The sequence below is a fragment of the Mesorhizobium sp. B2-5-3 genome, assembly GCF_006441005.1.
GTDB lineage: Bacteria > Pseudomonadota > Alphaproteobacteria > Rhizobiales > Rhizobiaceae > Mesorhizobium.
The window spans coordinates 365,688-387,526 of sequence record NZ_VFUS01000002.1 but is presented as its reverse complement, the minus strand read 5'-3'; the positions used below and the strand labels follow the sequence as shown (position 1 = coordinate 387,526).

Genomic DNA, 21,839 nt, shown 5'->3' with positions numbered 1-21,839 from the left:
GCCGTCGATTGCTAGCCGGCATCGCGGTTGGTCAGCGCGATGTGGCAGCAGCCGCTGCCGTGGCCGGGCGTCCAGGTGACATTGTCGAAACGCACGCCGGTCGCCTCGAACAGGCCACGGTCGAAGGCGCCGGCGATGCGGCAGAGCGTCGCGAGTTTTTCCTCGCCGACGCCGGCCTCGACCCAAGCATCCTTGAGGGGGCAGCGTTTCACCTTGAAGGCGATGCGGTCGGGCCCGCGTTCGACATCGGTCGGATACATCCGGCCGTCATCCGGGCTGACCGACAGGAAAGCTTCGCCGATTGAGCGCGCGTCGTTGGGACCGAATCCGGCGAAGGCGGCTGCTGCCACTTCCTTGCCGCGCTGCTCGATGGTCCGGGTCATTATCGCCTCGGCTCTTTCGGCGCCCAGCTCTCCGGTCAACTCATCCAGGAACAGGCGATAGAGGTCGGCCCGGTTGCGGAATGCGGAATCGAGTTCGCGCGACAGTTTCTCGGCTCTGGCTTCGGGGTCGATCATGATGCTTCCTGCGTGGTTCTTCTGAGCTTTGGTGCGGCTGCCACGAGCGCCTTGCCGATAGCCGATCGCGGCGCATCGATGACGGCGCGGGCATCGCCGCTCTCGGCAATCCGCCCGCCGTCGAGAAGGATGACGCGGTGGGCGACGGCCCTGACGACGCCGAGATCATGCGAAATGAAGAGATAAGCGATCCGTTCCTGGCGTTGCAGGTCGAGCAAAAGATCGAGGATCTGTCCGCGCACCGAAACATCGAGTGCCGACACCGCTTCGTCGAGCACGATCAGCGAGGGTTTCGTGGCCATGGCGCGGGCAATCGCCACCCGCTGCCGCTGGCCGCCCGAGATTTCGTGGATGGCGCGAGAGGCGAGCTCCGCCGTAAGCCCGACGCGCTCCAGCAGGGCGGCGATACGGCGCGGGCGCTCGGAACGGGAGGCGACGCCGTGGATGCGCAAAGGGTCGTCAAGCACGCGCGCCACCGTGGCGCGCGGATTGAAGGCGGCAAGCGGATCCTGGAACACCATCTGCAAGCGAGCGCGACGCGCACGCAAGCCGGCGCCGCCCAGAGCCAGGAAATCATGGCCTTCAAACTCGATCCGGCCGGCATCCGGCTCGATCAGCCGCAACACCAGCCGGGCGATCGTCGACTTGCCGCTGCCGGAGGGTCCGGCCAGCGCCAGCGTCTCGCCGGGCCCGATTTCGAAAGAAACGTCGTCGGCCGCGGTAACTGTCTTGCCGCCACGGCGGTAATGCCTGGTAAGGTTGGAAACCGCCAGCACAGGGGCGCTCATGCCATCACACCGTGGTGCAGCGGTTCGGCGTCGAGGCCGATATGGGCCTCGAGCAGCGCGCGCGTGTAGGCTTCAGTTGGCGCACTGACGATCTGTTGCGTGGCGCCAAGTTCGATCAATTCGCCATGCCGGAACACCGCAATGCGGTCCGCCAGCTCGGCGGCCAGCGCAATGTCGTGACTGATGAACAGCAGCGTCATGCCGTCTTCTTCCACCAGCCGCCGGATCAGTGCGACGATCTCGGCCTGCACGATGGTGTCGAGCGCGCTGGTCGCCTCATCGGCGATCAAAAGTCTTGGGCCGGCTGCGATCGCGGCTGCAATCGCCACACGCTGCTTCTGGCCGCCGGACAGCTGATGCGGATAGGCGCGCAGGGCGGAGTCCGGGTCGGCCAGGCGGACGCGTTCGAGCAGGTCCTTCGCCCTGGCGTATGCCTGAGGCCATGTGAGACCGAGATGGGTGCGGGAGACTTCGGCGATCTGTTTGCCGACAATCATGACAGGATCGAGGCTGGCGGACGGGTCTTGAAAGATGAAGCCGATATCGCGGCCGAGGAGGGGTGTGGGGCTTGGTTTGGAAGTGGTCTTTTGGACGCTGCGTTCTATGAGGCCCCCCTCTGTCCTGCCGGACATCTCCCCCTCAAGGGGGGAGATTGCACCTTCATCTCGGCCTTCGCCAATCCCCAATGGTGTAGGGGAGCCATCGGCGAAGCTGCCAATCTCCCCCGTTGAGGGGGAGATGTCCGGCAGGACAGAGGGGGGTGCCTTCGCACCCAACGCTGGCAAAACCCAATCGATACGTCCGTCAATCCTGGCGCTCGCCGGCAACAACCCCGCAATCGCCAAAGCCAGCGTACTTTTGCCCGAACCGCTTTCGCCGATGACGGCCAGCCGCTCGCCAGCCTTGATGTCGAGGCTGATGTCCCTCAGCGCCACCACCTCGCCGTCGTCACGGCGGTAGGTCACCGCGAGGTTGCGGATCGAAGCCAGCGCGGTCACGACAGGCCTCTTCTGATCGCCGTGGTTTCAACGATGCCTTCACCGGCGAGATAGACGCCGAGCACCGTCAGGACCAGCGCTATGCCGGGCGCGATCGACAGGAAGGGCGCGGTGCGCAGCACCGCGCGGCCCTCCGCTATCATGCCGCCCCAGGTGACCCGATTGGGGTCGCCAAGGCCGAGGAAGGACAAAGCCGCCTCGGTGAGGATCGCCGCTGCCACGATCACCGAGGACAGCGCCAGCACCGGCGGCAAGGCATTGGGCAGCACCTCGCGAAAGGCGATTTCCAGCGGATGCATGCCGATGACGCGCGCGCCGGCGACGTAGTCGCGCTCGCGGATCGACAGCACTTCCGCGCGGGCCACGCGCGCGGGCCCGGTCCAGGTGCCGAGCGCTATTGCCGCCACGACGACGCCGATCGAAGGGCCGACCACGCTGACGAAGGCCAGAGCCAGCAAAAAGCCCGGCACGGTCTGGAAGGCATCGGTGACGCGCATCAGCACCTCGTCGGTGAGGCCGCCGGCAAACCCGGCCACCGTGCCCACCACGGAGCCGATGGCCAGTGCGGCGGCCGCTGCCGCAAGGCCGACGGCAAGCGACGTGCGAGCGCCGTGGAAAAGCTCGGCCAGCACGTCGCGGCCGAGGCGATCCGTGCCGAGCGGCAGCGACCAGTCCTGGAAGGGCGGCAGCAGCGCCGGGCCGGCGATGGCTTGCGGGTCGCCCGGAAACAGCAGCGGCGCCGACAGGGCCATGGCGCACAATGCCGCCAGGAGTATGGCGCCGGCGACCGCCTCCGGCGTGCGCAGAAAGCGGCGGAGCGTGCTCATGTGCCGGCCTCGCTGGCGCCGACGCGCGGGTCGAGAAAGGCATAGGCGACATCGACGAGAAGATTGATGACGATGACCAGGACGGCGCTGACGAGAATGATGCCGAGCAGCAAGGGCGTGTCGCGCGCGGCCACTGCCTCCTGCGCCAGCCGACCCAGACCGGGCACGGCAAAGACACTCTCGATGACGACGCTACCGCCCAGCATCTGCGCCGACTGCAGGCCGAGCATCGTGACCAATGGCAGCAGCGCATTGCGGGCGACATGGGCAAGCACGATGCGGGGGCGCGACAAGCCCCTGGCGCGGGCGGCCAGCACAAAATCCTGCCGCCAGACCTCGGTCATGCCGGCACGCATCATCCGCAAATAGAGCGCCAGGTAGATGAAGCCGAGGGCTGAGACCGGCAGGACGAGATGGATGGCGATGTCGGCGGCGCGGTCGAGGCCGGCCTTGCCGGAGGCGATGGTCTCGATGCCGCCGATCGGCAGCCAGCGCAGGTCGACAGCGAAGACGACGATCAGCACCAGGCCGAGCCAGAAACCCGGCACCGCGTAGAGCGCCAGCGAACCGATGGAGAGAAAACGGTCGCGAAAACTGCCCGGCCTGGCGCCGGCATAGATGCCCAGCGCCGAGCCGAGGCCGAAGGAAAGCGCGGTGGCGCTGCCCATCAACCACAGCGTGGTCGGCAGGCGCTCGAGGATCACGTCGCGGATCGGCCGCGAAAAGGTGACGGACTGGCCGAGATCGAGATGCAGCAGCGCCCAGAGATAGTTGGCGAGCCGCGTCAGCTCCGACTGGTCGAGGCCCCAGCGATGGCGCAACAGCTCGATCATGCCGGCATCGCCGCCGGTAGAGACGATATAGGCATCGACCGCGTCGCCCGGGGCGGCCTCGAGCAGCAGGAACGTGCCGATGACGACGATCAAAAGCACGAAGACGCTGCCGACGAGGCGACGGCGGAGGAGCGTGAGGGCGCGGTTCATGCGGCCCTCGATGGGTTGGCGATACGTTGGTTAGGACCGCGCCTGGGCACCCCCCTCTGTCCTGCCGGACATCTCCCCCGCAAGGGGGGAGATTGGCTGTCATTTTTGGCTTCGCCAATCCCCAACATCGGAAAATTCGCGGGACAGACAAGTTGCCAATCTCCCCCCTTGAGGGGGAGATGTCCGGCAGGACAGAGGGGGGCCTCGTAGAACTCAACGCCTACGATGATTTCGCGAACGTTCATCCGCGAAATACTGTCACGATTCCAGATATGTGTCCGCCCAGTTCGATACCGCCCAGCGCGGATTGTTGGCGATGTTGCCCACAGTGTCGCGGGCGACGCTGATGAAGCTCCATTCGGCGACGTTGATCAGCGGCAGGTCGGCGGCCACCTCTTTCTGGAACTCCTTGTAAAGATTGGTGCGGGCCGATGTATCGAGCGTCTCGGACGCCTTGGCGATGAGCGCGTCCAGCGCATCGTTCTTGTAGCCGCCCTGGTTGGAGAACGGCACGCCGTCCGGAATGCCGCTTTGCACCAGGATGGTGGTCGAGATCGCCGGGTCGCCGCGGAACACCGGCGGGCCGACGGCGAGGTCGAAAGCGTGGTCGGTGTAGACGGCCTTGATATGCGCGGCGGAATCGTTGTTGACGAGCTGGGCGTCGATGCCGATCGCGGCGAGCGCCTGGCGCAGATAGTCGCCGAACTGCTTGGTTTCGTTGAAATAGGGAGCCGGCAACAGTTTCAGCGAAAAGCGCTTGCCGTCGGCGCCCTTCTTGTAACCCGCCTCGTCGAGCAGCGCATTGGCCTTGGCGACGTCGAAGGCATAGGTCGGGACGTCGGCGGTATAGAACTGCGGGTCGTTCTTCGGCACCGGGCCGGTGGCGGTGGCGGCATAGCCGAGGAACACCGTCTTGACGACGAAATCCTTGTCGATGGCATGCGCGATCGCCTGGCGCACCTTCAGGTCGGCGAGCTCCTTGCGACGATGATTGATCTCGACGACGAGCTGGTAGGTCAGTCCCTCATAGCCCTTGGTGATCACTTTCAGGCCTGGCACTTTCGAGATGCGGTCAAGATCGGCTAGCGGCACGGCGGAGAAGGCGGCGAGCTGGATCTCTCCGGCCTCCAGTGCGCTCGCCGCCGAAGTGCGATCGGGCAGCACCTGGTAGATGATCTCGTCGAGATAGGGCTCGTCCTTGCCCCAATAATCCGTGTTCTTCGTCAGCCGATAGTATTGGCCGGCCTTGTATTCGGCGAACTTGAACGGCCCGGTGCCGATGGGCGCGTTGTTGGCCGGATTGTCCTCGATCTTGCCGACTTCGTAGATGTGCTTCGGCACCACGCTGCTCAGCGCCGGCAGAGCGTTGCGGATCAGCTGGAAGGGCGTCGGCTTGGCGAATTTGAACACGGCGGTCAATTCATCAGGGGTATCGACCGCGGCCAGATCCTTGAACACGGTGCGGCCGAGATTCTGCAGCGGCTTCCAGATCTGCAGCGCCGAGAAGGCGACGTCGGCCGAGGTGAACGGCTTGCCGTCATGCCATTTGACCCCCTCGCGCAGTTTGAAGGTCGCCGACAGCCCGTCGGCGGCACCTTCCCAACTGACCGCCAGCCGTGGCGCAAGCCCGTCCTTGCCGTCGAAGGAGGCCTCGGCCAGCGTTTCGACGATCTTGCTGGAGATGAAGAAGACGCCGTTGGAGGCGACGATGGCCGGGTTGAGGTTGCGCGGCTCGGAATCGGCCGCAAGCACCAGGCGGCCACCCTTCTTCGGCGTCTGGGCCGAGCTCAAGGCCGGCATCGCGGTGGAGGCCAGAAGCATGGCAGAGCCCGCAAGCACCGTGCGGCGTGAAATCCTGAACTCCGGCATCATCCTATTCCCCCTCTATCTCATATCTTCCATGGAGGCCTTTCGGGCGTTTCCATGCACGTTTGATTATGGGCCTTGCCGTGGCTTTCGCCAGAGACGGAATTGGCGCATCGTGGCGTGGCTTTGAAATTTTTGTTCGCTGGACCAGTTACGGGAGAGTGGTCGATAGACCTGGCTTGGTAAGACCAGGTCATCCGATGCACCTCACATTATCGGCACCGGCGACGGCCATTCAGCTGGGCGAGCCTGTTTCTGGCTGGACCAGATGGGCGAAAATGGTGCAGATTTGACCCGAAGTCGGAAGACCTAACGGGATCGGGCATCCGGCGGTCCAGCCGATCCGCGCGGACATTCAGGGAGAGAGACAATGAACATAGCTCCGGGGAAGAGTGCCGTCGGCGACATCCCATTCGACCACGCCAGGGTCGATGGCCTGATGGAAGAGGCTGATATCGACGTCCTGCTCGCGACATCCAAGCACAACACCCAATATCTGCTCGGCGGCTACAAGTTCATCTTCTTCGCCGCCATGGATGCGATCGGCCACAGCCGGTACCTGCCGATCGTGATCTACGAAAAAGGCGGACCGGACCACGCCGCCTATATCGGCAACCGCATGGAGGGTGGCGAACACCAGAACCACCCGTTCTGGACGCCGACGCTGCATGCCGCCTGCTGGGGCACGCTCGATGCCGCCAATCTCGCTGTCGAGCATGTGCGCAAGATCGGCAAGGGCGACGCTCGCATCGGCATCGAGCCGGGTTTCCTGCCGTCGGACGCCTATGCCCTGATCCGCAAAGCGCTCCCCGACGCCAAGCTGGTCGATGCCACCGGCATGCTGGAGCGCATGCGCGCCATCAAGACCGAGGCCGAGCTGGAGAAACTGCGTATCGCTTCCGAACTGATCACCGATTCCATGCTGGCCACCATCCAATGGGCGCGCGAAGGCACGACCAAGAGCGAGATGATCGAACAGCTTCGCCGCGAGGAGACCAATCGCGGCGCGCATTTCGAATATTGCCTGCTGACGCTGGGCTCCAGCCACAACCGCGCGGCGTCGCCGCAAGCGTGGAAGAAGGGCGAAGTGCTGTCGATCGATTCCGGCGGCAATTATCATGGCTATATCGGCGACCTCTGCCGCATGGGGGTTCTCGGAGACCCGGATGCCGAGTTGGAGGACCTGCTGGCCGAAGTCGAGGCGGTGCAGCAGGCGGCGTTCTCGAAGGTGAAGGCGGGCACGCTCGGCGGCGACATGATTTCCCATGCCGAAGGCGTGCTGAAAAAATCCAAGGTCGCGCCCTACACGGATTTCTTCGCTCACGGCATGGGGCTGATCACGCATGAGGCGCCGTTCCTGATGACCAACCATCCGGTGACCTATGAAGGCACCTATGCGGGCAAGCCGCTGGAGAGGAACATGGTGCTATCGGTGGAGACGACCATGCTTCACCCGACGCGCGGCTTCATCAAGCTGGAGGATACGGTGGCGGTTACCGATACCGGCTATGTGATGTTCGGGGATCGGGGTCGGGCATGGAACCGGGGTAGCATGTAACCTGCCACGTTACAAATGAGCGTGCCGGTCTCGATTGTCTCTAAGGCGCGTCGCGTCGAAACGAATTCATGCGCGGCGCTTTGCCGTTGCCGCTAAACAGAAGTCACTTTTGCGCGACAGGCACTAAACCATTCCAGTGCAGACGACTTCCAATCTTCCGTCGATCGTCTGGGTGCAGCATATGGTAAGCCCCTCGGATGCGGAGACGACGGCGCAATCGGATGCAAACGTTGACGCCCACGGACTGCCGGATTTGGCGTTGCGATGGAACCAGGAGAGTTGGCTCTGAAGCCCGGCCATGATCATAAGCAGGGCATTGATGTCACGTTGATCCGGCGAGGGCGGTGTAAAAGCGATCTTGACCAGCGGATGCTTATGGTCTTTGCAGTTGACCGTCCGTACCTGCTCGACCGTCTGGATCAAGCTCAGCGGCACGGGTATCCAGGATTCGCAGGACAAATCGGTCGAAAAGAGAAGCGTTGACGGGTCGGCGTCGTTGGCCTTGACAATACCGCCAACCGTCATGGCCGGGTTGCCGTCCGGCAGGCTGCCCGTTGCGAGCTTTTCCACGAATTCCTGGGGACTGAAACGCGTCATCGCTTCTCTCTCAAGGAGGCATGCTGGACGATAGCATATCGGAAGGGCGCCTCAAAGTCGCGAGCGAGGGGAGTTCCCGGCCGGCAGCAACCTGAAATCCGGCAGTTCGCGCAATCCCAGTTCCGGCCCTGCCGGCGAATAGACGACGAACAGCTGCATCGGCCCGTCGCCGGTGTTGAGCGTCGAGTGGAAGCGGCTCTCCGGCACGTAAATGGTGCAGCCGGGGCCGACCTTCTCGACCACCGGATTGCCTTGCTCGTCCTCGACCATCTGCTCGCCATGGCCCGAAATGACAAAGATGATTTCCTCCGCGCCCGGATGGTTATGACGGGTATGGCCCTTGCCGGAGGGCAGGTCGACGACGCCGCCGGAAAAACGGGTCGCGCCGTTCACTTCCGGAGCGACCGTCAGCGACAATTTTCCCCAGTCGAATCCGAAGGCGCTGACATCCTTCGGGTACACGAACACCTTGCTCTTGTCGGTCATTCTCATGATCCCTTCTTTTTCTTCGTGGTCGTCTTCAGGCCGCCAAGCGTGACGGCCTTGAAATCGGCGGTCTGCCGGGCGATCGCCGCTTCCGCCGGCAGCCGCTCCATCGAACTCGCGCCATAGAAGCCGTGCAGCCCCTTGCAGCGTTCGAGGATGTAGCGGGCGTCGTCCGGCATCGAGATCGGCCCGCCATGGCAAAGCAGGATGACATCCTTGCGCACCGAACGGGCCGCTTCGGCGATCGCGTCGATGGCGACCACGCAGTCGTCGAGCGACTTGGCAGAGGTGGCGCCGATCGAGCCCCCCGTCGTCACGCCCATATGAGCCACGACGATATCGGCGCCGGCCCTGGTCATGGCGCGCGCCTCGTCCGGGTTGAAGACATAGGGCGTGGTCAGAAGATCGAGCTTGCGGGCTTCGGCGATCATGTCGACCTCGAGCCCAAAACCCATGCCGGTCTCCTCGAAGCTCTGTCGCATGCTGCCGTCGAACAGGCCGATGGTGGGGAAATTCTGCACCCCGGAAAAACCCATCGTCTTCAGCTCGGAGAGCAGCAGCGGCATGATGACGAACGGATCGGTGCCGTTGACACCAGCCAGCACCGGCGTCTTCCTGACCACCGGCAGCACCTCGTAGGCCATCTCCTTGACGATCTCATTGGCATTGCCATAGGCAAGCAGGCCCGCGGCCGAGCCGCGACCGGCCATGCGGTAGCGGCCGGAATTGTAGATGATGATGAGGTCGATGCCGCCGGCCTCTTCGGCCTTGGCCGACAGGCCGGTGCCGGCGCCGCCGCCGACGATCGGCACGCCCTTGTCGATCATCCCCCTGAATTTCTTCAGTATGTCCTTGCGCGGTATTGCCGGCATGTCTTGGATCTCACTGTCTGGCGATTTCGAGGAAAGCCGCGACCGCGGCCTTGGCGAATCGGGGATCATTGATGTGCAGCGGCAGGCGTGTCAGCCGGCGCGTCGCGTTCGGCTTGATCGTGCGCTCAATGGCTTCGAACAGGGCTGCATCGGCTTGCGGGTCGAAGAAGGCGCCGCCTTTGATGTCGAGCGCCGAGACGCCTTTCTCCGGGACAAGGAAATGCACGGGCCCCTTGCAGCGGGCGAGCCTTGTGCCGATCCATTCGCCGATCTTGCGGCATTCCTGCGCCGTCGTGCGCATCAGCGTGACGTTCGGGTTGTGCTCGTAGAACAGCCGCCCGCGATAAGGGTCCGGAATGGTCGCAGGCGCCCAGAAATTGACCATGTCGAGCGCGCCGACCGAGCCGACATAAGGCAGGTCGGTGCGGGCAACGGCACCGAAACGATCCTCCGTCGCCGGCAGCACGCCGCCGAACAGGAGATCGCAGACCTCAGTGGTGGTGATGTCGATGACGCCGGACAGCAGGCCGCTGTCGGCCAGTTTCTCCATGCTGCGGCCGCCGGTGCCGGTGGCGTGAAAGACCATGCAGTCATAGGTCGAACGGAGCTGATCCGCGATTGCCGTCACGCACGGCGTGGTGACGCCGAACATGGTGAGGCCGATCGACGGCTTGCCCTCGGGCGGCGGCGGCGGTCTGGCGGCCATGCCCGATATCGCCTGGGCCGCATTGTACAGAACGACACGCGAGAGCTGGTTCAGCCCGGCCATGTCGGTCACCGATGGCATCATGATGATGTCCGAGATGTCGACATAGGGCGCGGTGTCGCCGGAAGCGAGCGTCGAAACCATGATCTTGGGCAGGCCGAGCGGCAGCGTGCGCATGCCTGCGGTGACGATCGACGTGCCGCCGCCGCCGCCGATGCCGATCATGGCGGCAATGTCGTTTCGCGATCGGGCAAAGCGAGCGAAGGCGATGCCCATGGCGGCGACCGCAGCGCCGCGGTCGTCGCCGGCGAGCACCGCGTCTCGCCCGCCGGGATGGTGGCCTGCCACATCCCCAGCGGCAATGTCGACCGGCACGCTCGCGGCGCGCGTTCCGACGTCGACCCGGCAGACAGCGGCACCCGTGGCGGCGATCGCGTCGGCCAGGAAGGCGAGTTCCTCACCCTTGGTGTCCGCGGTGCCCACCACATAAATGCGCTTCATCGATGCCTCCCTCTGCCGGTCCAAGTCACCCAGAGGCTCGGTGCTCTACAGAGCGTCAACCTAGCCATTCCGAAAACGAGGAGGTCATTGCAATTTTTTGAGACGCGCGTATCATATTGGTATGGATGTCTCACGTCAACAAGCCGCAGCAAGCGACGACACCGCCGGGGGACCAGAGCGTGGACCCCGCGCGCGCACGAAACGGCTGATGCTGGAGACGGCGACGAGGCTGATGCAGGCAGGCGCAACACCTTCGGTCAGCGAGGTTGCCGAGGCGGCGCAGGTGTCCCGCGCCACCGCCTACCGGTATTTTCCGAGCCAGGCGGCACTGGTGCAGGCAGTGGTTAACGAGGGGCTCGGGCCGATCCTCACCTGGAAATCCACCTCTGCCGATGCCGAGCGCCGCGTTGCCGAGCTCTTCGACACGGCCATGCCGCGCATCGAGGCTTTCGAGGCGACCTTCAAGGCGGCATTGAAACTGTCGCTCGATCAGTGGGCGCGGCGCCAGGCCGGTACTTTGGGAAGCGAACCGGCCTTCAAGCGGGGCCACCGCGTCGAATTGCTTCAGGACGCGCTCGCTCCGCTCAAGGGCCGGCTGCCGCCGCGCGACCTCAAGCGGCTGGCGCAGGCGCTGTCGCTGATCTTCGGCGTCGAGGTGCTTATCGTGCTGAAGGACATTTGGGGACTGGACGGTCGCCGGACGATGTCCGTTGCCCAGTGGGCGGCGGTCGCCCTGGTGCGCGCGGCGATCGCGGAATCAGTCTCCGAAGCACAAGCGATCGAACCAACAAGGGTCACGAAATAGCAGGTATCTGGTTCTACCAGATTTGCACACTGGTTGCCGATATTAACCGCAATGCTGAAGCATGAACAAGGCCGATGTCTATCAATGAGTAGGAAAATTTAGGAAAAACAGGCAGATAAGGCTGGAATTCGAGACTTCGAGCTGTCACCATTGCTCAAGAAAGGGCTTGACGGAGCTTCAAAATTGGTAATACCAGATCAAAGGAGAAAAGCGGATCGAAAGTGAGGGCTGCGATCCATTTCCGGACGGGCGAGGAGGCTCCAAACCGGAAGGCGCGACCAAGGGAGGAACTACCAGGGCCGGCCCCGTTTGCCGGCTCGCTTGATACGGTAGAATGCGCACAAGGGAGGAAACATCATGCGCAAGATAGTGACCAGCTTGCTTGCTGGTATCGGCTTGACACTTGCCTGCGGAACATCCGTCTACGCCCAGGACAAATCGCTCACCATCTTCTGGGCGGAATGGGATCCGGCCAACTACCTCCAGGAACTCGGCAACGAGTACGAGAAGGAAACCGGCGTCAAGATCACGGTGGAAACCACGCCCTGGGCCGACTTCCAGACCAAGGCCTTCACCGAGTTCAACGCTCATGGCGATGCCTACGACCTGGTCGTCGGCGACTCGCAGTGGCTCGGCGCCGGCTCGACCGGTGGCCACTATGTCGACCTCACCGACTTCTTCAACAAGCACAAGCTCGGCGAGGTGATGGCGCCGGCGACGGTGAAGTACTACGCCGAATATCCCGGCAACAGCGGCAAGTACTGGGCCATCCCGCTCGAAGGCGACGCCGTCGGCTGGTCCTATCGCAAGGACTGGTTCGAGGATCCGAAGGAGAAGGAAGCCTTCAAGGCCAAATACGGCTACGACCTCGACGTGCCGAAGGATTTCAAGGCGCTGCGCGACATCGCCGAATTCTTCCACCGGCCGGACCAGAAGAGATACGGCATCGCCATCTACACCGACAATTCCTATGACGCGATGGCGATGGGCTTCGAGAACGCGCTGTTCTCCTATGGCGGCGAACTGGGTGACTATTCGACCTACAAGGTCGACGGTTTCATCAACTCCGACAAGGCTGTCGCCGCGCTCGACGCCTATAAGGAGCTCTACAAGTTCACGCCTCCGGGCTGGGCCAAGTCGTTCTTCGTCGAGGACAACCAGGCGATCACCGAAAACCTGGCCGCGATGAGCATGAACTACTTCGCGTTCTTCCCCTCGCTGATCAACGAGGCGTCGAACCCGAACGCCAAGAACACCGGCTTCTTCGCCAATCCTCCCGGGCCGAACGGCGACCAGTTCGCCGCACTCGGTGGCCAGGGCATCTCCGTCGTCTCCTACTCGCAGAAGCAGGACGAGGCGATGAAGTTCCTCGAATGGTTCATCAAGGACGAGACCCAGAAGAAGTGGGCGGCACTCGGCGGCTACACCTGCAGCGCAGCCGTGCTCAAGTCCGAAGAGTTCCAGAATGCGACGCCCTACAACAAGGCCTTCTACGAGACCATGTTCAAGGTGAAGGATTTCTGGGCGGTGCCGGAATATGCCGAACTGCTCCAGCAGCTCAACCAGCGCGTCTATCCCTACATGATCGGCGGCGAAGGCACCGCCAAGGAAACGCTCGACGCACTGGCCGCCGACTGGAACGCGACCTTCAAGAAATACGGCCGCGGCCAATAATCGTTCATGTCCCACGGAGGGGGCGCTCATGCCTCCTCCGTTTCTTTTTCTTCAAGCGGGAGCAGGGTCTTGGCGACCACGATGATCACCACGCTGGACAGATCTTCACGCGCGGCCGCGCGTGGCCTTAGCGATATTTCGATCCGCAATCTTTTCATCATCCCGACGATCCTGTTCCTGATCGTCTTCAACATCTTTCCGCTGATCTATTCGCTCGGCTATTCCTTCACCGATTTCCGCGCCTCGACCAACGCGCCGGCGAATTTCGTCGGGTTGCAGAACTACCGCGACCTGCTCAGCGATCCTTATGTCTGGTCCAACTTCGCGATCACCGCCAAATACGTGATCATCTCGGTCGCCGGACAGTTGCTGGTCGGTTTCGGCGTGGCGATGCTGCTCAACCGCGATATTCCGCTGAAGGGGCTGCTGACGACCCTGCTGCTGCTGCCGATGATGCTGTCGATGGCCGTCGTCGGCCTGTTCTGGAAACTGCTCTACGATCCGTCATGGGGCGTCATCAACTATGCGCTTGGGCTTGGCAATTTCGAGTGGCTGGCCGACCCCAAGATGGCACTCTACGCGGTGGCGCTGACCGACATCTGGATGTGGTCGCCCTTCGTCATGCTGCTGTCGCTGGCCGGCCTCTCGGCGGTGCCGAAGCACCTCTACGAAGCCGCCGCTATCGACCGCGCCGGTCCGTTCTACACCTTCTTCCGCATCACCTTGCCGCTGGTCGCGCCGATCCTGATGATCGCCGTCATCTTCCGCACCATGGAAGCGTTCAAGACCTTCGATCTGGCCTACATCCTGACCACCCAGCCGACGGCTGAACTGATCTCGATCCGGCTCTACAAGATGGCGTTCCAGGAATGGCAGACCGGGCGCTCCTGCGCGCTCGCCTACATCGTGCTGATCATGGTGCTGGCCATCACCAACATCTACGTCAAATATCTGAACAAAGTGAAGGAGCGCTGAGATGGCCGCCGTCCGCACTTCTTCCGAGATCGCCCTCAACCGCGTCGCAATCGTCGCCGTGCTGGTGGCGACAGTGATCTTTCTGGCACCGATCTACTGGATCGCCTCGACGGCGTTCAAGCCGCGCAACCTTGCCACCACCATCCCGCCGACGGTCGTGTTCCAGCCGGAGATATCGCCCTTCGTGAAGCTGTTCACCAAGCGCTCGCAATTGCGCAGCCCGCCTTCGCCCGAAGAATACGCGGCGGCGCCCTGGTGGGAACGCGTCGTCTTCGACGGCGGGGAAAAGATCGTGCGCGACGGCAAGGGCCAGGTGCAATGGTCGGGCTATCCGAACCGTTTCATGAATTCGCTGATCGTCGCGATCACCTCGACGGTGCTGGCGGTCGGCATGGGTACATTCACCGCCTATGGCTTCTCGCGCTTCAGGGTCAAAGGCGAGGCGGACCTTTTGTTCTTCATCCTCTCGACCCGCATGCTGCCGCCCGTGGTGGTGGCGATCCCGATGTTCCTGATGTACCGGGCGGTCGGCCTCAACGATTCCCATATCGGGCTGATCATCCTCTACACCGCCTTCAACCTGTCCTTCTCGGTTTGGCTGATGAAGGGCTTCATGGACGAGATCCCGAAGGAGTACGAGGAAGCGGCGCTCGTCGACGGCTATACGCGCATGGAAGCCTTCTTCAAGATCGTGCTGCCCGAAGCCGCCACCGGCATCGCCGCGACGGCCGTGTTCTGCTTCATCACGGCATGGAACGAATATGCCTTCGCGCTGATCATGACCAATCGCCGCGCCCAGACCGCACCGCCGTTCATCCCGAGCCAGGTCGGCTCCGGGCTGCCGGACTGGACGGTGATCGCCGCCGGCACTTTCCTGTTCCTGCTTCCTGTCGCCATCTTCACCTTCCTGCTTCGTAATCACCTGTTGCGCGGCATGTCCTTCGGAGCGATCCGCAAATGAGCTTTCGCGCCATCAACCAGAAATATCTGGAACCAGGCAGCCAGGTGCTGATGGTGCTCGGCATCGTTGCGCTCTGCCAGCCCTGGAACTTGCTGCTGCACAGCTATGGGCTGACCATCATCCTGATCGGCCTGATCGGCTTCAACATCACCTCCAAGATCGCACCGCAAGAGGAAGCCGGAACCGGCCAGTCAGGCGATCCGCAGCGAAATCCGGGAGCGCAGCATTGACCCAGATCGAGCTTCGCGGCGTCCAGAAGTTCTTCGGCGCCGTCCAGGTCATCAAGGACCTCAACCTCAGGATCGAAGACAACGAGTTCATCGTGCTGCTCGGTCAGTCGGGCTGCGGCAAGACGACGACGCTGCGCGCCATTGCCGGGCTGGAGACGATCGACGAGGGCGACATCCTCATCGACGGCAAGCCCATCCAGCATCTGAAGGCCGCCGATCGCGACATCGCCATGGTCTTCCAGTCGTTCTCGCTGTACCCGCATATGAGCGTCTACGAGAACATCGCCTTTCCCTTGCGCGCCACGCGAAAGAGCAAGAGCGAAATCGACCAGGAAGTTCGCTCGGTCGCCAAGACGCTGCAAATCACGGACCTGCTCGGCAAGAAACCGTCGGCGCTGTCGGGCGGCGACATGCAGCGCGTGGCGATCGGCCGGGCACTGGTGCGGCGGCCGAAGGCGATGCTGATGGACGAGCCGATCGGCGCGCTCGACGCCAAGCTGCGCGAGGAGATGCGGGCCGAGATCAAGCGGCTGCACATCAAGCAAGGCTCGACCACCATCTACGTCACCCATGACCAGATCGAGGCGATGAGCCTCGCCGATCGCATCGTCATCATGCATGAGGGGGTTCTCCAGCAGGTCGGCTCCCCCGACGAGGTCTATTCGCACCCGGCCAACCTCTTCGTCGCGCAATTCGTCGGCAGTCCGGTGATGAACGTGGCCGACGCGGCGGTGGCCGAAAAAGCCTCGTCGGCCTCGGTGACGGTGGGCGATGCGCCAACCGGTTTCGAATTCCCGCGCGCGCTCCTGTCGAAGCTGAACGGCCATGCGGGCGGCCGGCTGGCACTCGGCATCAGGCCGGAAGGCGTCCTCATCAGCCGTGAGGCGGCGGAGGGCTTCATGGCGGTCGAGACGCAGATCGTCGAGCCGCTCGGCTCGTTCGACATCGTCGACCTGAAAGTCGGCTCCAAGATGCTGCGCGCCCGCACCAAGAGCGGCTTCATTTCAGGTCCCGGCGAGAGGGTGTTCGCCAGGATCGATCCGACACAGGCGCATTTCTTCGACGCGGCGAGCGGCAAGTCGCTCGGAGTGAGACTCTGATGGCCCATATCCAGCTCAAGAACATCTCCAAGACGTTCGGCAATCACACGGCCCTGACCGGGCTCGACCTCGACATCGCCGATGGCGAGTTCTTCGTCCTGCTCGGCGAGACGGGCGCGGGCAAGACAACGACGCTGCGGCTGATCGCCGGACTGGAAAAGCCGAGCGAGGGCCAGGTCTTCATCGACGGCATCGACGTTGCCGACTGGGGCGCCGCCGAGCGCGACGTGGCGCTGGTGCTGCAGCAATATTCGCTCTATCCGCGTTATACGGTGCGCGAAAACCTCGAATTCCCGCTGAAGCCGAAGATCCGGCGGCTGCCCGACGCCGAAATCAAGGACCGCGTCGATCGCGCGGCGCGGACGCTCAGGATCGAGCATCTGCTCGACCGCAAGACCGACCGGCTGTCGGGCGGCGAGATGCAGCGCGTCTCGATCGGCCGGGCCATCGTGCGCAAGCCGCGCGTGTTCCTGATGGACGAGCCGCTGTCGGCGCTCGACGCCAAGCTGCGCGAGGCGCTGCGCACGGAACTGAAGAACCTGCAGATGCAGCTCGGCGCCACCTTCCTGTTCGTCACCCACGACCAGATCGAGGCGATGTCGATGGGCGACAAGGTGGGCGTGCTCAACCATGGCCGCATCGTCCAGACCGGCACGCCGCATGAGATCTACAACAATCCGCGCGACACCTATGTGGCGAGCTTCGTCGGCTCGCCGCCGATGAACCTCATCGACGGCAGGGTGGTCAACGATCGTGCGGTCATGGCGCCGCTGAATTTCGAATTGCCGCTTTCAGGGGGAGCCAAGGCGAGTGCGGCGACCGACGGTCGCCCGCTCGTCTTCGGCATCCGCCCCGAGGACGTCTATCTCGAGAGCGGTGCGCCGGTCGAGGCGCGCGTCCACGACGTCGAAAACCATGGCGTGGAAAAGATCCTGACGCTGCGCGTGGGCGAGACCACGCTGCGCGCCACGGTGCCGGCGCGGACCGATGTCGCGATCGAGCAGCCGGTGCGCTTTGCCTGGAATCCGGACAAGGTGGTGCTGTTCGACAAGGGCAGCGGCGTGAGTTTGCGGCACGCCGGATGAGGCGAATATCGCGAATGCGATGTTCCGGACAGCGCCCTAAACAAAAAGCCCGACTTGCGGCAGGGCAAGGAATCCGGGTTAACGGGTCCCTCCGGAGCCTTCGTCGGTGCGCTGTTGATGAAGCATTGAACGGAAAAACCCGCCTGTGCGGCGGGTCCCTGGCGCAACTCAGCACCATAACCAAATATCTACCATAGTTGCCTTCACCCAGTCAAGAAAAAATTCCTATCATGGGAAACTGGCACAGCGGGACTGGCTGTGGTCAGGTCTTGTGAACCCGAGTTCTGAGCCCCCGCAGCAATGCCGGCCGGACAGCCGTCCCGCACCTCTACTTCGGCAGATAGGTCTCATAGGGCTCGGTGTTGATCAGCAGGATCACGCATTCCGTCTCCGAGAGGCAGGCGTCGGCATGCATCTCATTGGCCTTCTGGGTCCAGTAGGATCCGGGAGGCAGCTCGACCTTGCTCGCCTCGCCGCCGTCCATCTGCCAGTGCGCCCATAGGCCCTGGATCACCACGGCGCGATAATCGGCGGTGTGCGCATGAACAGGGGCGTGCCAGTTGCCCGGGACTTTCAGCAAGGTACCCGCGGGGCCCTTGGCCCTTTCTCCCCATAGCGGTCCGAGACGCTGCGGTCGGTCCGGCGCCTCGGAAACATAGGGAATCTTGTTGGCCGGCAGATAGCTGTCCTCAAGGGCGAAGGCACGGCCGGGGACAGTGAGCATTGCGGCCAGCGTCAGGATTTTTAAGTGACTTGGCATCGCTTCTCCTCTTCGGGCCGACTTGCCGCCGGCGCTCGTCTGTTGGATGACAAGCTATTGCAAATGGCCAAGCCGGGAATGGCATTCTGTCCGGAACACTTGGCAATTCATCCAGGCCGGAAATCGCCACTGCAAACAGCGTTGATTTAGCCTTTTCCCGAGCCGCCGCCCGCGGCGCGCAAATGGCTGGGCGCGCTGCCGACGATGCGCTTGAAGGCCCGGCTGAACGGCGCTTCCGAATCATAGCCCAATCTGGCGGCGATCACCGACACCCGCACCCCTTCTTCCTCGAGCCATCGTCTTGCCTGATGCATGCGCACCCCGGCGACATATTTTGCCGGCGTCTCTCCGACGACGGCCGTGAAACGTTCGGCAAAAGCCGACCGTGAGGCGCCCATCTCGCGGGCCAGCGCTTCGACGGTCCAGTTCCTGTCAGGCTGCCGATGAATGGCGACCAGCACGCGGCCGATGTCCCGATCCTTGATCGCCGCGATCCAACCCGTGATGTCACCGGCGCTGTTCTCCACCCAGGAGCGGATGATGGCTGCGGCCAATACATCGGCCAGCCGCGCCAGCATCATGCCGGAGCCGGCCCGGTTCCTCGTCGCCTCGTCGGCCATGGCTTCCAGCAAATGCGGGATGCCTGGCTCGCCGGCCATCAGCTCCTTCGCGCGCAGCATATCCGGCATCATGGCCAGCAGTGGATGCGAGCCATCGTGGTTGAAGTCCATGCTGCCGCAGAACAGCAGGGTTTTTGCACCATGGCCGCCGTTCGAGACGGCGTAGACATTGTCCTGCAGGGGCTCGACGCTGTAGCTTTCGAGCGGCTCGGCTTGTACACCGGGTGCGCTGGCAAGGATATGCCCGGCGCCGCGCGGCAACAGCAATGCATCGCCGGCTTTCAGTTCCATCCATTCGCCTGGTGGCGAAAGCAGCCAGCATCCGGCACGGCCGATGAAGTGAAACCGCGCCGCCTTCTGCACCGGAAAGAGCACGGCCCAAGGCGCGCCCAGTTCGCAGCGGCCATGGTCGACGCCCTCGAGCCGCAGCGCGCGCAAGATCTCGGTCAACGCACCCCCCGGGGCCGGCACAGTGTCGTTGGGCGAGGTCAAGTCCATGCCGATTCCTACAGTTCAGCGTCCCACGGAAACGCTGAACTGCTGTACCTCTTCGGGCAATTCCGGACGGAATTGCTCCAGCCTGGAGTCACGGCCTGGCGCTTCAGCCGGCCTGGCGGATCTCTGCATGTTCCTCGGCACGCAGGTGGCTGGGAGCCGAGCCGATGACGCGCTTGAAGGCCCGGCTGAAGGCGGCGTCCGACTCATAGCCCAGGCGTGTGGCGACGACGGAAATCTTCTGGCGATCGCGCACCAGCCATTGCCGGGCCTGGTGCATGCGCACCTGGGTGACATACCTGGCCGGCGTCTCGCCGACAATGGTGGCAAAACGCTCGGCAAAGCCCGATCGCGAGGCGCCCATCATCCTGGCGAGCGCCTCGACTGTCCAGTCGCGGTCCGGTTCGAGATGGATGGCGGCCAGAACGCGCCCGATGTCCGGGTCCCTGACCGCCGCGATCCAACCGCTTGAATCGCCGCAGCCGCGCTCGACCCATGAGCGGATCACGGTGGCGGCAAGGACGTCGGCGAGCCGCGCCAGAATGCCGCCGGAGCCGACGCGCTCCATCGTCACTTCACGCGCCATCGAGTCCAGGAGATGCGGAATACCCGGCTCATAAGCTTCGAGTTCATGCGCGCGCATGACATCAGGCATCATGCCGAGCAGGGGATGCAGGCCATCGATGTTGAAGTACATGCTGCCGAAAAACAGCAGCGTGCCCGGACAGCGACCATCGGGGCACATGGCTTCATTGGACATGCAATAGACGTTCTTGCAGACTTCTTCGGCCGCGTAGCCCTGGATCGGCCAAGCCTTGGTGCCCGGTTCGCTTGCCAGCACATGCGCTGCGCCACGCGGCAGCAGTGCCGCGTCGCCCGCCTTGAGCTCGACCCACTCGCCCGAGGGCTGCATCAGCCAGCAGCCCTTGCGGCCGATGAAGTGGAATCGCGCCGCTGCCTGGGCCGGAAACTGGATGCCCCAAGGCTCCCGCATTTCGCAACGGGCGTAGTCGACGCCGTCGAGACGCAGCCCGCGCAATATGTCGGTCAGCGGATCGCCAGTGGTCGAAATTTTGGACGAACGGTCAAACATAATGGTGTTTCTAGCATGGAAACTCCAGGTCGTCACTCCCTATGTTGCAGTGCAGCCAAATGTTGCGCTGCAACTTCATCGGAGACTGCCCATGGCCGAACCCGCGACGGGCGTCGTCGACGCCGCCCTATTGAACACTGTCGATCAGGAGGAACGAACCGAGCCGGCATGGGGCGCCGTCGTCTCGCTGGCGCTTGGTGTTTTCGGTCTCGTCACGGCGGAATTCCTGCCCGCCAGCCTGTTGACGCCGATGGCGAGCGATCTCGGCGTCAGCGAAGGCGTTGCGGGACAAGCGGTCACCGCGACCGCGATCGTCGGCGCCATTGCCGCCCCCACAATGGCGATCATAACACGGCGCATGGACCGCAGGCTGGTGATGTGGATGCTGACCGCGTTTCTGATCGCCTCGAACCTTTTGGCCGCCTTTGCCTCGTCGCTGTCCATGCTTCTGCTTGCCCGCGTCGTGCTCGGCGTTGCACTCGGCGGCTTCTGGGCGATGTCGGCGGCCATGGCGTTGCGGCTGGTGCCTATGCGGCTGATGCCACGCGCCATGTCGATCATCCTGACCGGCGTTTCGCTGGCCACCGTCACCGCCGCCCCTGTCGGCGCCTATGTCGGTGATATCTGGGGCTGGCGCACGGCTTTCATGATCGCCACGGTCGTCGCCGCGCTGGCGTTGTTGGTGCAGGTGGCCACCATTCCGAAACTGCCGCCGATGGGCGTGGCAAGTTTCCGCACTTTGCTCGAGGTGCTGGAACGCCCGTCCATCAGGGTGGCGCTGCTGGTCGTGCTGCTGGTCGCTTCGGGGCACTTTGCCGGCTTCACCTATGTGCGCCCCTTCCTCGAGAAGATCCCGATGCTCGGCATCGAGACAATCTCGCTGGTGCTCCTGGCCTATGGCATAGGCGGCTTCTTCGGCAATATCGCCGGCGGCATCCTGGCCGAACGCAATCTCAAGGCCGCCGTCGCGCTGGCGCCCCTGCTGATCGCAGCGGCCGCCGCCTCGATGCTGGTCTTCGGCGCTTCGCCGGCGGTCGCCGCCGCCGCGGTCGCGGCCTGGGGCTTTGCTTTCGGCGCGGTGCCGGTCGGGCTGCAGACTTGGCTGGTGCGGGCCGCGCCCGATCAGGCCGAGAGCGCCGGCGGCCTGATGGTCGCGACCTTCCAGATGGCGATTGCGCTCGGCGCCGTCTTTGGCGGCCTGCTGGTCGATCATGCCGGCGTCGCCAGTGCCTTCGCCTATTGCGGCGCGGCGACTTTGCTGGCCGCCGTCGTGGTGTTCCTGCTCGGCCCAAAACGCGCCGGGTAGGCTCTCCCGACAACCATCCCTGACTTGCGCAACGG

At 63.6% G+C, this 21,839-nt stretch carries 22 protein-coding genes; 9 read left to right on the top strand and 13 right to left on the bottom strand.

All coding sequences use genetic code 11. The annotated features are described in order from the left end of the window. Nucleotides 1–11 precede the first annotated feature (11 nt). From FJ867_RS06495 to FJ867_RS06465, 6 genes are all read right to left on the bottom strand, one after another. Nucleotides 12–518: an L-2-amino-thiazoline-4-carboxylic acid hydrolase gene (locus FJ867_RS06495; RefSeq protein ID WP_140513819.1), complete on the bottom strand. Its 507-nt coding sequence runs from the start codon at nt 516–518 to the stop codon at nt 12–14. Further along, on the bottom strand, nt 515–1,306 hold the full coding sequence (locus FJ867_RS06490) for an ATP-binding cassette domain-containing protein (RefSeq protein WP_140685835.1): 792 nt from the start codon (nt 1,304–1,306) through the stop codon (nt 515–517). The genes FJ867_RS06495 and FJ867_RS06490 overlap by 4 nt, the downstream gene beginning before the upstream one ends. Beyond that, on the bottom strand, nt 1,303–2,304 hold the full coding sequence (locus FJ867_RS06485; protein ID WP_181168323.1) for an ABC transporter ATP-binding protein: 1,002 nt from the start codon (nt 2,302–2,304) through the stop codon (nt 1,303–1,305). Before FJ867_RS06485 ends, FJ867_RS06490 begins: the two co-directional genes overlap by 4 nt. Then, a complete protein-coding gene (locus tag FJ867_RS06480; protein WP_140816830.1) occupies nt 2,301–3,131 on the bottom strand; it encodes an ABC transporter permease in 831 nt (276 codons plus the stop codon). Before FJ867_RS06480 ends, FJ867_RS06485 begins: the two co-directional genes overlap by 4 nt. Then, a complete protein-coding gene (locus FJ867_RS06475; RefSeq protein WP_140685834.1) occupies nt 3,128–4,114 on the bottom strand; it encodes an ABC transporter permease in 987 nt (328 codons plus the stop codon). Before FJ867_RS06475 ends, FJ867_RS06480 begins: the two co-directional genes overlap by 4 nt. A 258-nt stretch (nt 4,115–4,372) precedes the next feature. Further along, nucleotides 4,373–5,983 carry an ABC transporter substrate-binding protein gene (locus tag FJ867_RS06465; RefSeq protein ID WP_140685833.1) on the bottom strand — a complete coding sequence of 537 codons (1,611 nt, stop codon included), beginning with the start codon at nt 5,981–5,983 and terminating at the stop codon, nt 4,373–4,375. 367 nt (nt 5,984–6,350) lie between these two features. Between FJ867_RS06465 and FJ867_RS06460 the strand changes: the two genes are divergently transcribed. Next, nucleotides 6,351–7,538, top strand: a complete 1,188-nt coding sequence (locus FJ867_RS06460) for a Xaa-Pro peptidase family protein (RefSeq protein WP_140632862.1) — start codon at nt 6,351–6,353, stop codon at nt 7,536–7,538. Between the two features lie 123 nt (nt 7,539–7,661). Here the strand turns inward: FJ867_RS06460 and FJ867_RS06455 are convergent, their stop codons facing one another. From FJ867_RS06455 to FJ867_RS06440, 4 genes are read right to left on the bottom strand one after another with little or no spacing between them, the layout of a single operon-like run. After that, nucleotides 7,662–8,135: a hypothetical protein gene (locus tag FJ867_RS06455; RefSeq protein ID WP_140500419.1), complete on the bottom strand. Its 474-nt coding sequence runs from the start codon at nt 8,133–8,135 to the stop codon at nt 7,662–7,664. A 51-nt stretch (nt 8,136–8,186) separates the two neighbouring features. Continuing rightward, nucleotides 8,187–8,621 (bottom strand): cupin domain-containing protein, encoded by a 435-nt coding sequence (locus FJ867_RS06450; RefSeq protein WP_140500417.1) that lies wholly within the window; start codon nt 8,619–8,621, stop codon nt 8,187–8,189. A gap of 2 nt (nt 8,622–8,623) precedes the next feature. Then, nucleotides 8,624–9,493 (bottom strand): phosphoenolpyruvate hydrolase family protein, encoded by an 870-nt coding sequence (locus tag FJ867_RS06445; RefSeq protein WP_140500416.1) that lies wholly within the window; start codon nt 9,491–9,493, stop codon nt 8,624–8,626. Nucleotides 9,494–9,503: 10 nt separating this feature from the next. Continuing rightward, nucleotides 9,504–10,700: a Tm-1-like ATP-binding domain-containing protein gene (locus tag FJ867_RS06440; protein WP_140816829.1), complete on the bottom strand. Its 1,197-nt coding sequence runs from the start codon at nt 10,698–10,700 to the stop codon at nt 9,504–9,506. A gap of 121 nt (nt 10,701–10,821) precedes the next feature. On the opposite strand from FJ867_RS06440, the gene FJ867_RS06435 reads away from it, so the two are divergent. The 7 genes from FJ867_RS06435 to FJ867_RS06405 all read left to right on the top strand — a co-directional run bounded on the left by FJ867_RS06435 (nt 10,822) and on the right by FJ867_RS06405 (nt 17,530). Then, the gene (locus FJ867_RS06435; protein WP_140565998.1) at nt 10,822–11,505 is read left to right on the top strand and encodes a TetR/AcrR family transcriptional regulator; all 684 of its coding nucleotides are present in this window, start codon (nt 10,822–10,824) and stop codon (nt 11,503–11,505) included. A gap of 357 nt (nt 11,506–11,862) precedes the next feature. Next, complete coding sequence (locus FJ867_RS06430) at nt 11,863–13,179, top strand: ABC transporter substrate-binding protein (protein ID WP_140500410.1); 1,317 nt, start codon at nt 11,863–11,865, stop codon at nt 13,177–13,179. Nucleotides 13,180–13,248: 69 nt separating this feature from the next. Beyond that, entirely contained in the window at nt 13,249–14,154 is a 906-nt protein-coding gene (locus FJ867_RS06425; protein WP_140500408.1) for a sugar ABC transporter permease, read from the top strand. A gap of 1 nt (nt 14,155) precedes the next feature. Beyond that, nucleotides 14,156–15,115, top strand: coding sequence for a carbohydrate ABC transporter permease (locus tag FJ867_RS06420; protein WP_140500406.1), 960 nt, complete (start codon nt 14,156–14,158; stop codon nt 15,113–15,115). Next, nucleotides 15,112–15,345: a hypothetical protein gene (locus FJ867_RS06415; RefSeq protein WP_140513808.1), complete on the top strand. Its 234-nt coding sequence runs from the start codon at nt 15,112–15,114 to the stop codon at nt 15,343–15,345. The genes FJ867_RS06420 and FJ867_RS06415 overlap by 4 nt, the downstream gene beginning before the upstream one ends. Further along, entirely contained in the window at nt 15,342–16,445 is a 1,104-nt protein-coding gene (locus tag FJ867_RS06410) for an ABC transporter ATP-binding protein (protein ID WP_140558332.1), read from the top strand. The genes FJ867_RS06415 and FJ867_RS06410 overlap by 4 nt, the downstream gene beginning before the upstream one ends. Further along, nucleotides 16,445–17,530, top strand: coding sequence for an ABC transporter ATP-binding protein (locus FJ867_RS06405; protein WP_140513807.1), 1,086 nt, complete (start codon nt 16,445–16,447; stop codon nt 17,528–17,530). Before FJ867_RS06410 ends, FJ867_RS06405 begins: the two co-directional genes overlap by 1 nt. A gap of 328 nt (nt 17,531–17,858) precedes the next feature. Here FJ867_RS06405 and FJ867_RS06400 read toward each other — a convergent pair whose 3' ends face one another. The 3 genes from FJ867_RS06400 to FJ867_RS06390 form a co-directional block, all read right to left on the bottom strand. Then, complete coding sequence (locus FJ867_RS06400) at nt 17,859–18,290, bottom strand: DUF4437 domain-containing protein (RefSeq protein WP_140816827.1); 432 nt, start codon at nt 18,288–18,290, stop codon at nt 17,859–17,861. 146 nt (nt 18,291–18,436) lie between these two features. Continuing rightward, nucleotides 18,437–19,408 carry an AraC family transcriptional regulator gene (locus FJ867_RS06395; RefSeq protein WP_140816825.1) on the bottom strand — a complete coding sequence of 324 codons (972 nt, stop codon included), beginning with the start codon at nt 19,406–19,408 and terminating at the stop codon, nt 18,437–18,439. Between the two features lie 103 nt (nt 19,409–19,511). After that, a complete protein-coding gene (locus FJ867_RS06390; protein ID WP_140522593.1) occupies nt 19,512–20,498 on the bottom strand; it encodes an AraC family transcriptional regulator in 987 nt (328 codons plus the stop codon). Between the two features lie 91 nt (nt 20,499–20,589). On the opposite strand from FJ867_RS06390, the gene FJ867_RS06385 reads away from it, so the two are divergent. Next, nucleotides 20,590–21,804 (top strand): MFS transporter, encoded by a 1,215-nt coding sequence (locus tag FJ867_RS06385; protein WP_140816824.1) that lies wholly within the window; start codon nt 20,590–20,592, stop codon nt 21,802–21,804. The last annotated feature ends 35 nt before the right edge of the window (nt 21,805–21,839 follow it).

What these genes read in the sequence shown, in the direction of transcription:
- FJ867_RS06490 (WP_140685835.1), bottom strand. Translation starts at nt 1,306, where the DNA reads ATGAGCGCCCCTGTGCTGGCGGTTTCCAACCTTACCAGGCATTACCGC.
- FJ867_RS06450 (WP_140500417.1), bottom strand. Translation starts at nt 8,621, where the DNA reads ATGACCGACAAGAGCAAGGTGTTCGTGTACCCGAAGGATGTCAGCGCC.
- FJ867_RS06460 (WP_140632862.1), top strand. Translation starts at nt 6,351, where the DNA reads ATGAACATAGCTCCGGGGAAGAGTGCCGTCGGCGACATCCCATTCGAC.
- FJ867_RS06395 (WP_140816825.1), bottom strand. Translation starts at nt 19,408, where the DNA reads ATGGACTTGACCTCGCCCAACGACACTGTGCCGGCCCCGGGGGGTGCG.
- FJ867_RS06475 (WP_140685834.1), bottom strand. Translation starts at nt 4,114, where the DNA reads ATGAACCGCGCCCTCACGCTCCTCCGCCGTCGCCTCGTCGGCAGCGTC.
- FJ867_RS06400 (WP_140816827.1), bottom strand. Translation starts at nt 18,290, where the DNA reads ATGCCAAGTCACTTAAAAATCCTGACGCTGGCCGCAATGCTCACTGTC.
- FJ867_RS06385 (WP_140816824.1), top strand. Translation starts at nt 20,590, where the DNA reads ATGGCCGAACCCGCGACGGGCGTCGTCGACGCCGCCCTATTGAACACT.
- FJ867_RS06465 (WP_140685833.1), bottom strand. Translation starts at nt 5,983, where the DNA reads ATGCCGGAGTTCAGGATTTCACGCCGCACGGTGCTTGCGGGCTCTGCC.
- FJ867_RS06390 (WP_140522593.1), bottom strand. Translation starts at nt 20,498, where the DNA reads ATGTTTGACCGTTCGTCCAAAATTTCGACCACTGGCGATCCGCTGACC.
- FJ867_RS06445 (WP_140500416.1), bottom strand. Translation starts at nt 9,493, where the DNA reads ATGCCGGCAATACCGCGCAAGGACATACTGAAGAAATTCAGGGGGATG.
- FJ867_RS06440 (WP_140816829.1), bottom strand. Translation starts at nt 10,700, where the DNA reads ATGAAGCGCATTTATGTGGTGGGCACCGCGGACACCAAGGGTGAGGAA.
- FJ867_RS06455 (WP_140500419.1), bottom strand. Translation starts at nt 8,135, where the DNA reads ATGACGCGTTTCAGTCCCCAGGAATTCGTGGAAAAGCTCGCAACGGGC.
- FJ867_RS06430 (WP_140500410.1), top strand. Translation starts at nt 11,863, where the DNA reads ATGCGCAAGATAGTGACCAGCTTGCTTGCTGGTATCGGCTTGACACTT.
- FJ867_RS06420 (WP_140500406.1), top strand. Translation starts at nt 14,156, where the DNA reads ATGGCCGCCGTCCGCACTTCTTCCGAGATCGCCCTCAACCGCGTCGCA.
- FJ867_RS06495 (WP_140513819.1), bottom strand. Translation starts at nt 518, where the DNA reads ATGATCGACCCCGAAGCCAGAGCCGAGAAACTGTCGCGCGAACTCGAT.
- FJ867_RS06415 (WP_140513808.1), top strand. Translation starts at nt 15,112, where the DNA reads ATGAGCTTTCGCGCCATCAACCAGAAATATCTGGAACCAGGCAGCCAG.
- FJ867_RS06480 (WP_140816830.1), bottom strand. Translation starts at nt 3,131, where the DNA reads ATGAGCACGCTCCGCCGCTTTCTGCGCACGCCGGAGGCGGTCGCCGGC.
- FJ867_RS06435 (WP_140565998.1), top strand. Translation starts at nt 10,822, where the DNA reads ATGGATGTCTCACGTCAACAAGCCGCAGCAAGCGACGACACCGCCGGG.
- FJ867_RS06405 (WP_140513807.1), top strand. Translation starts at nt 16,445, where the DNA reads ATGGCCCATATCCAGCTCAAGAACATCTCCAAGACGTTCGGCAATCAC.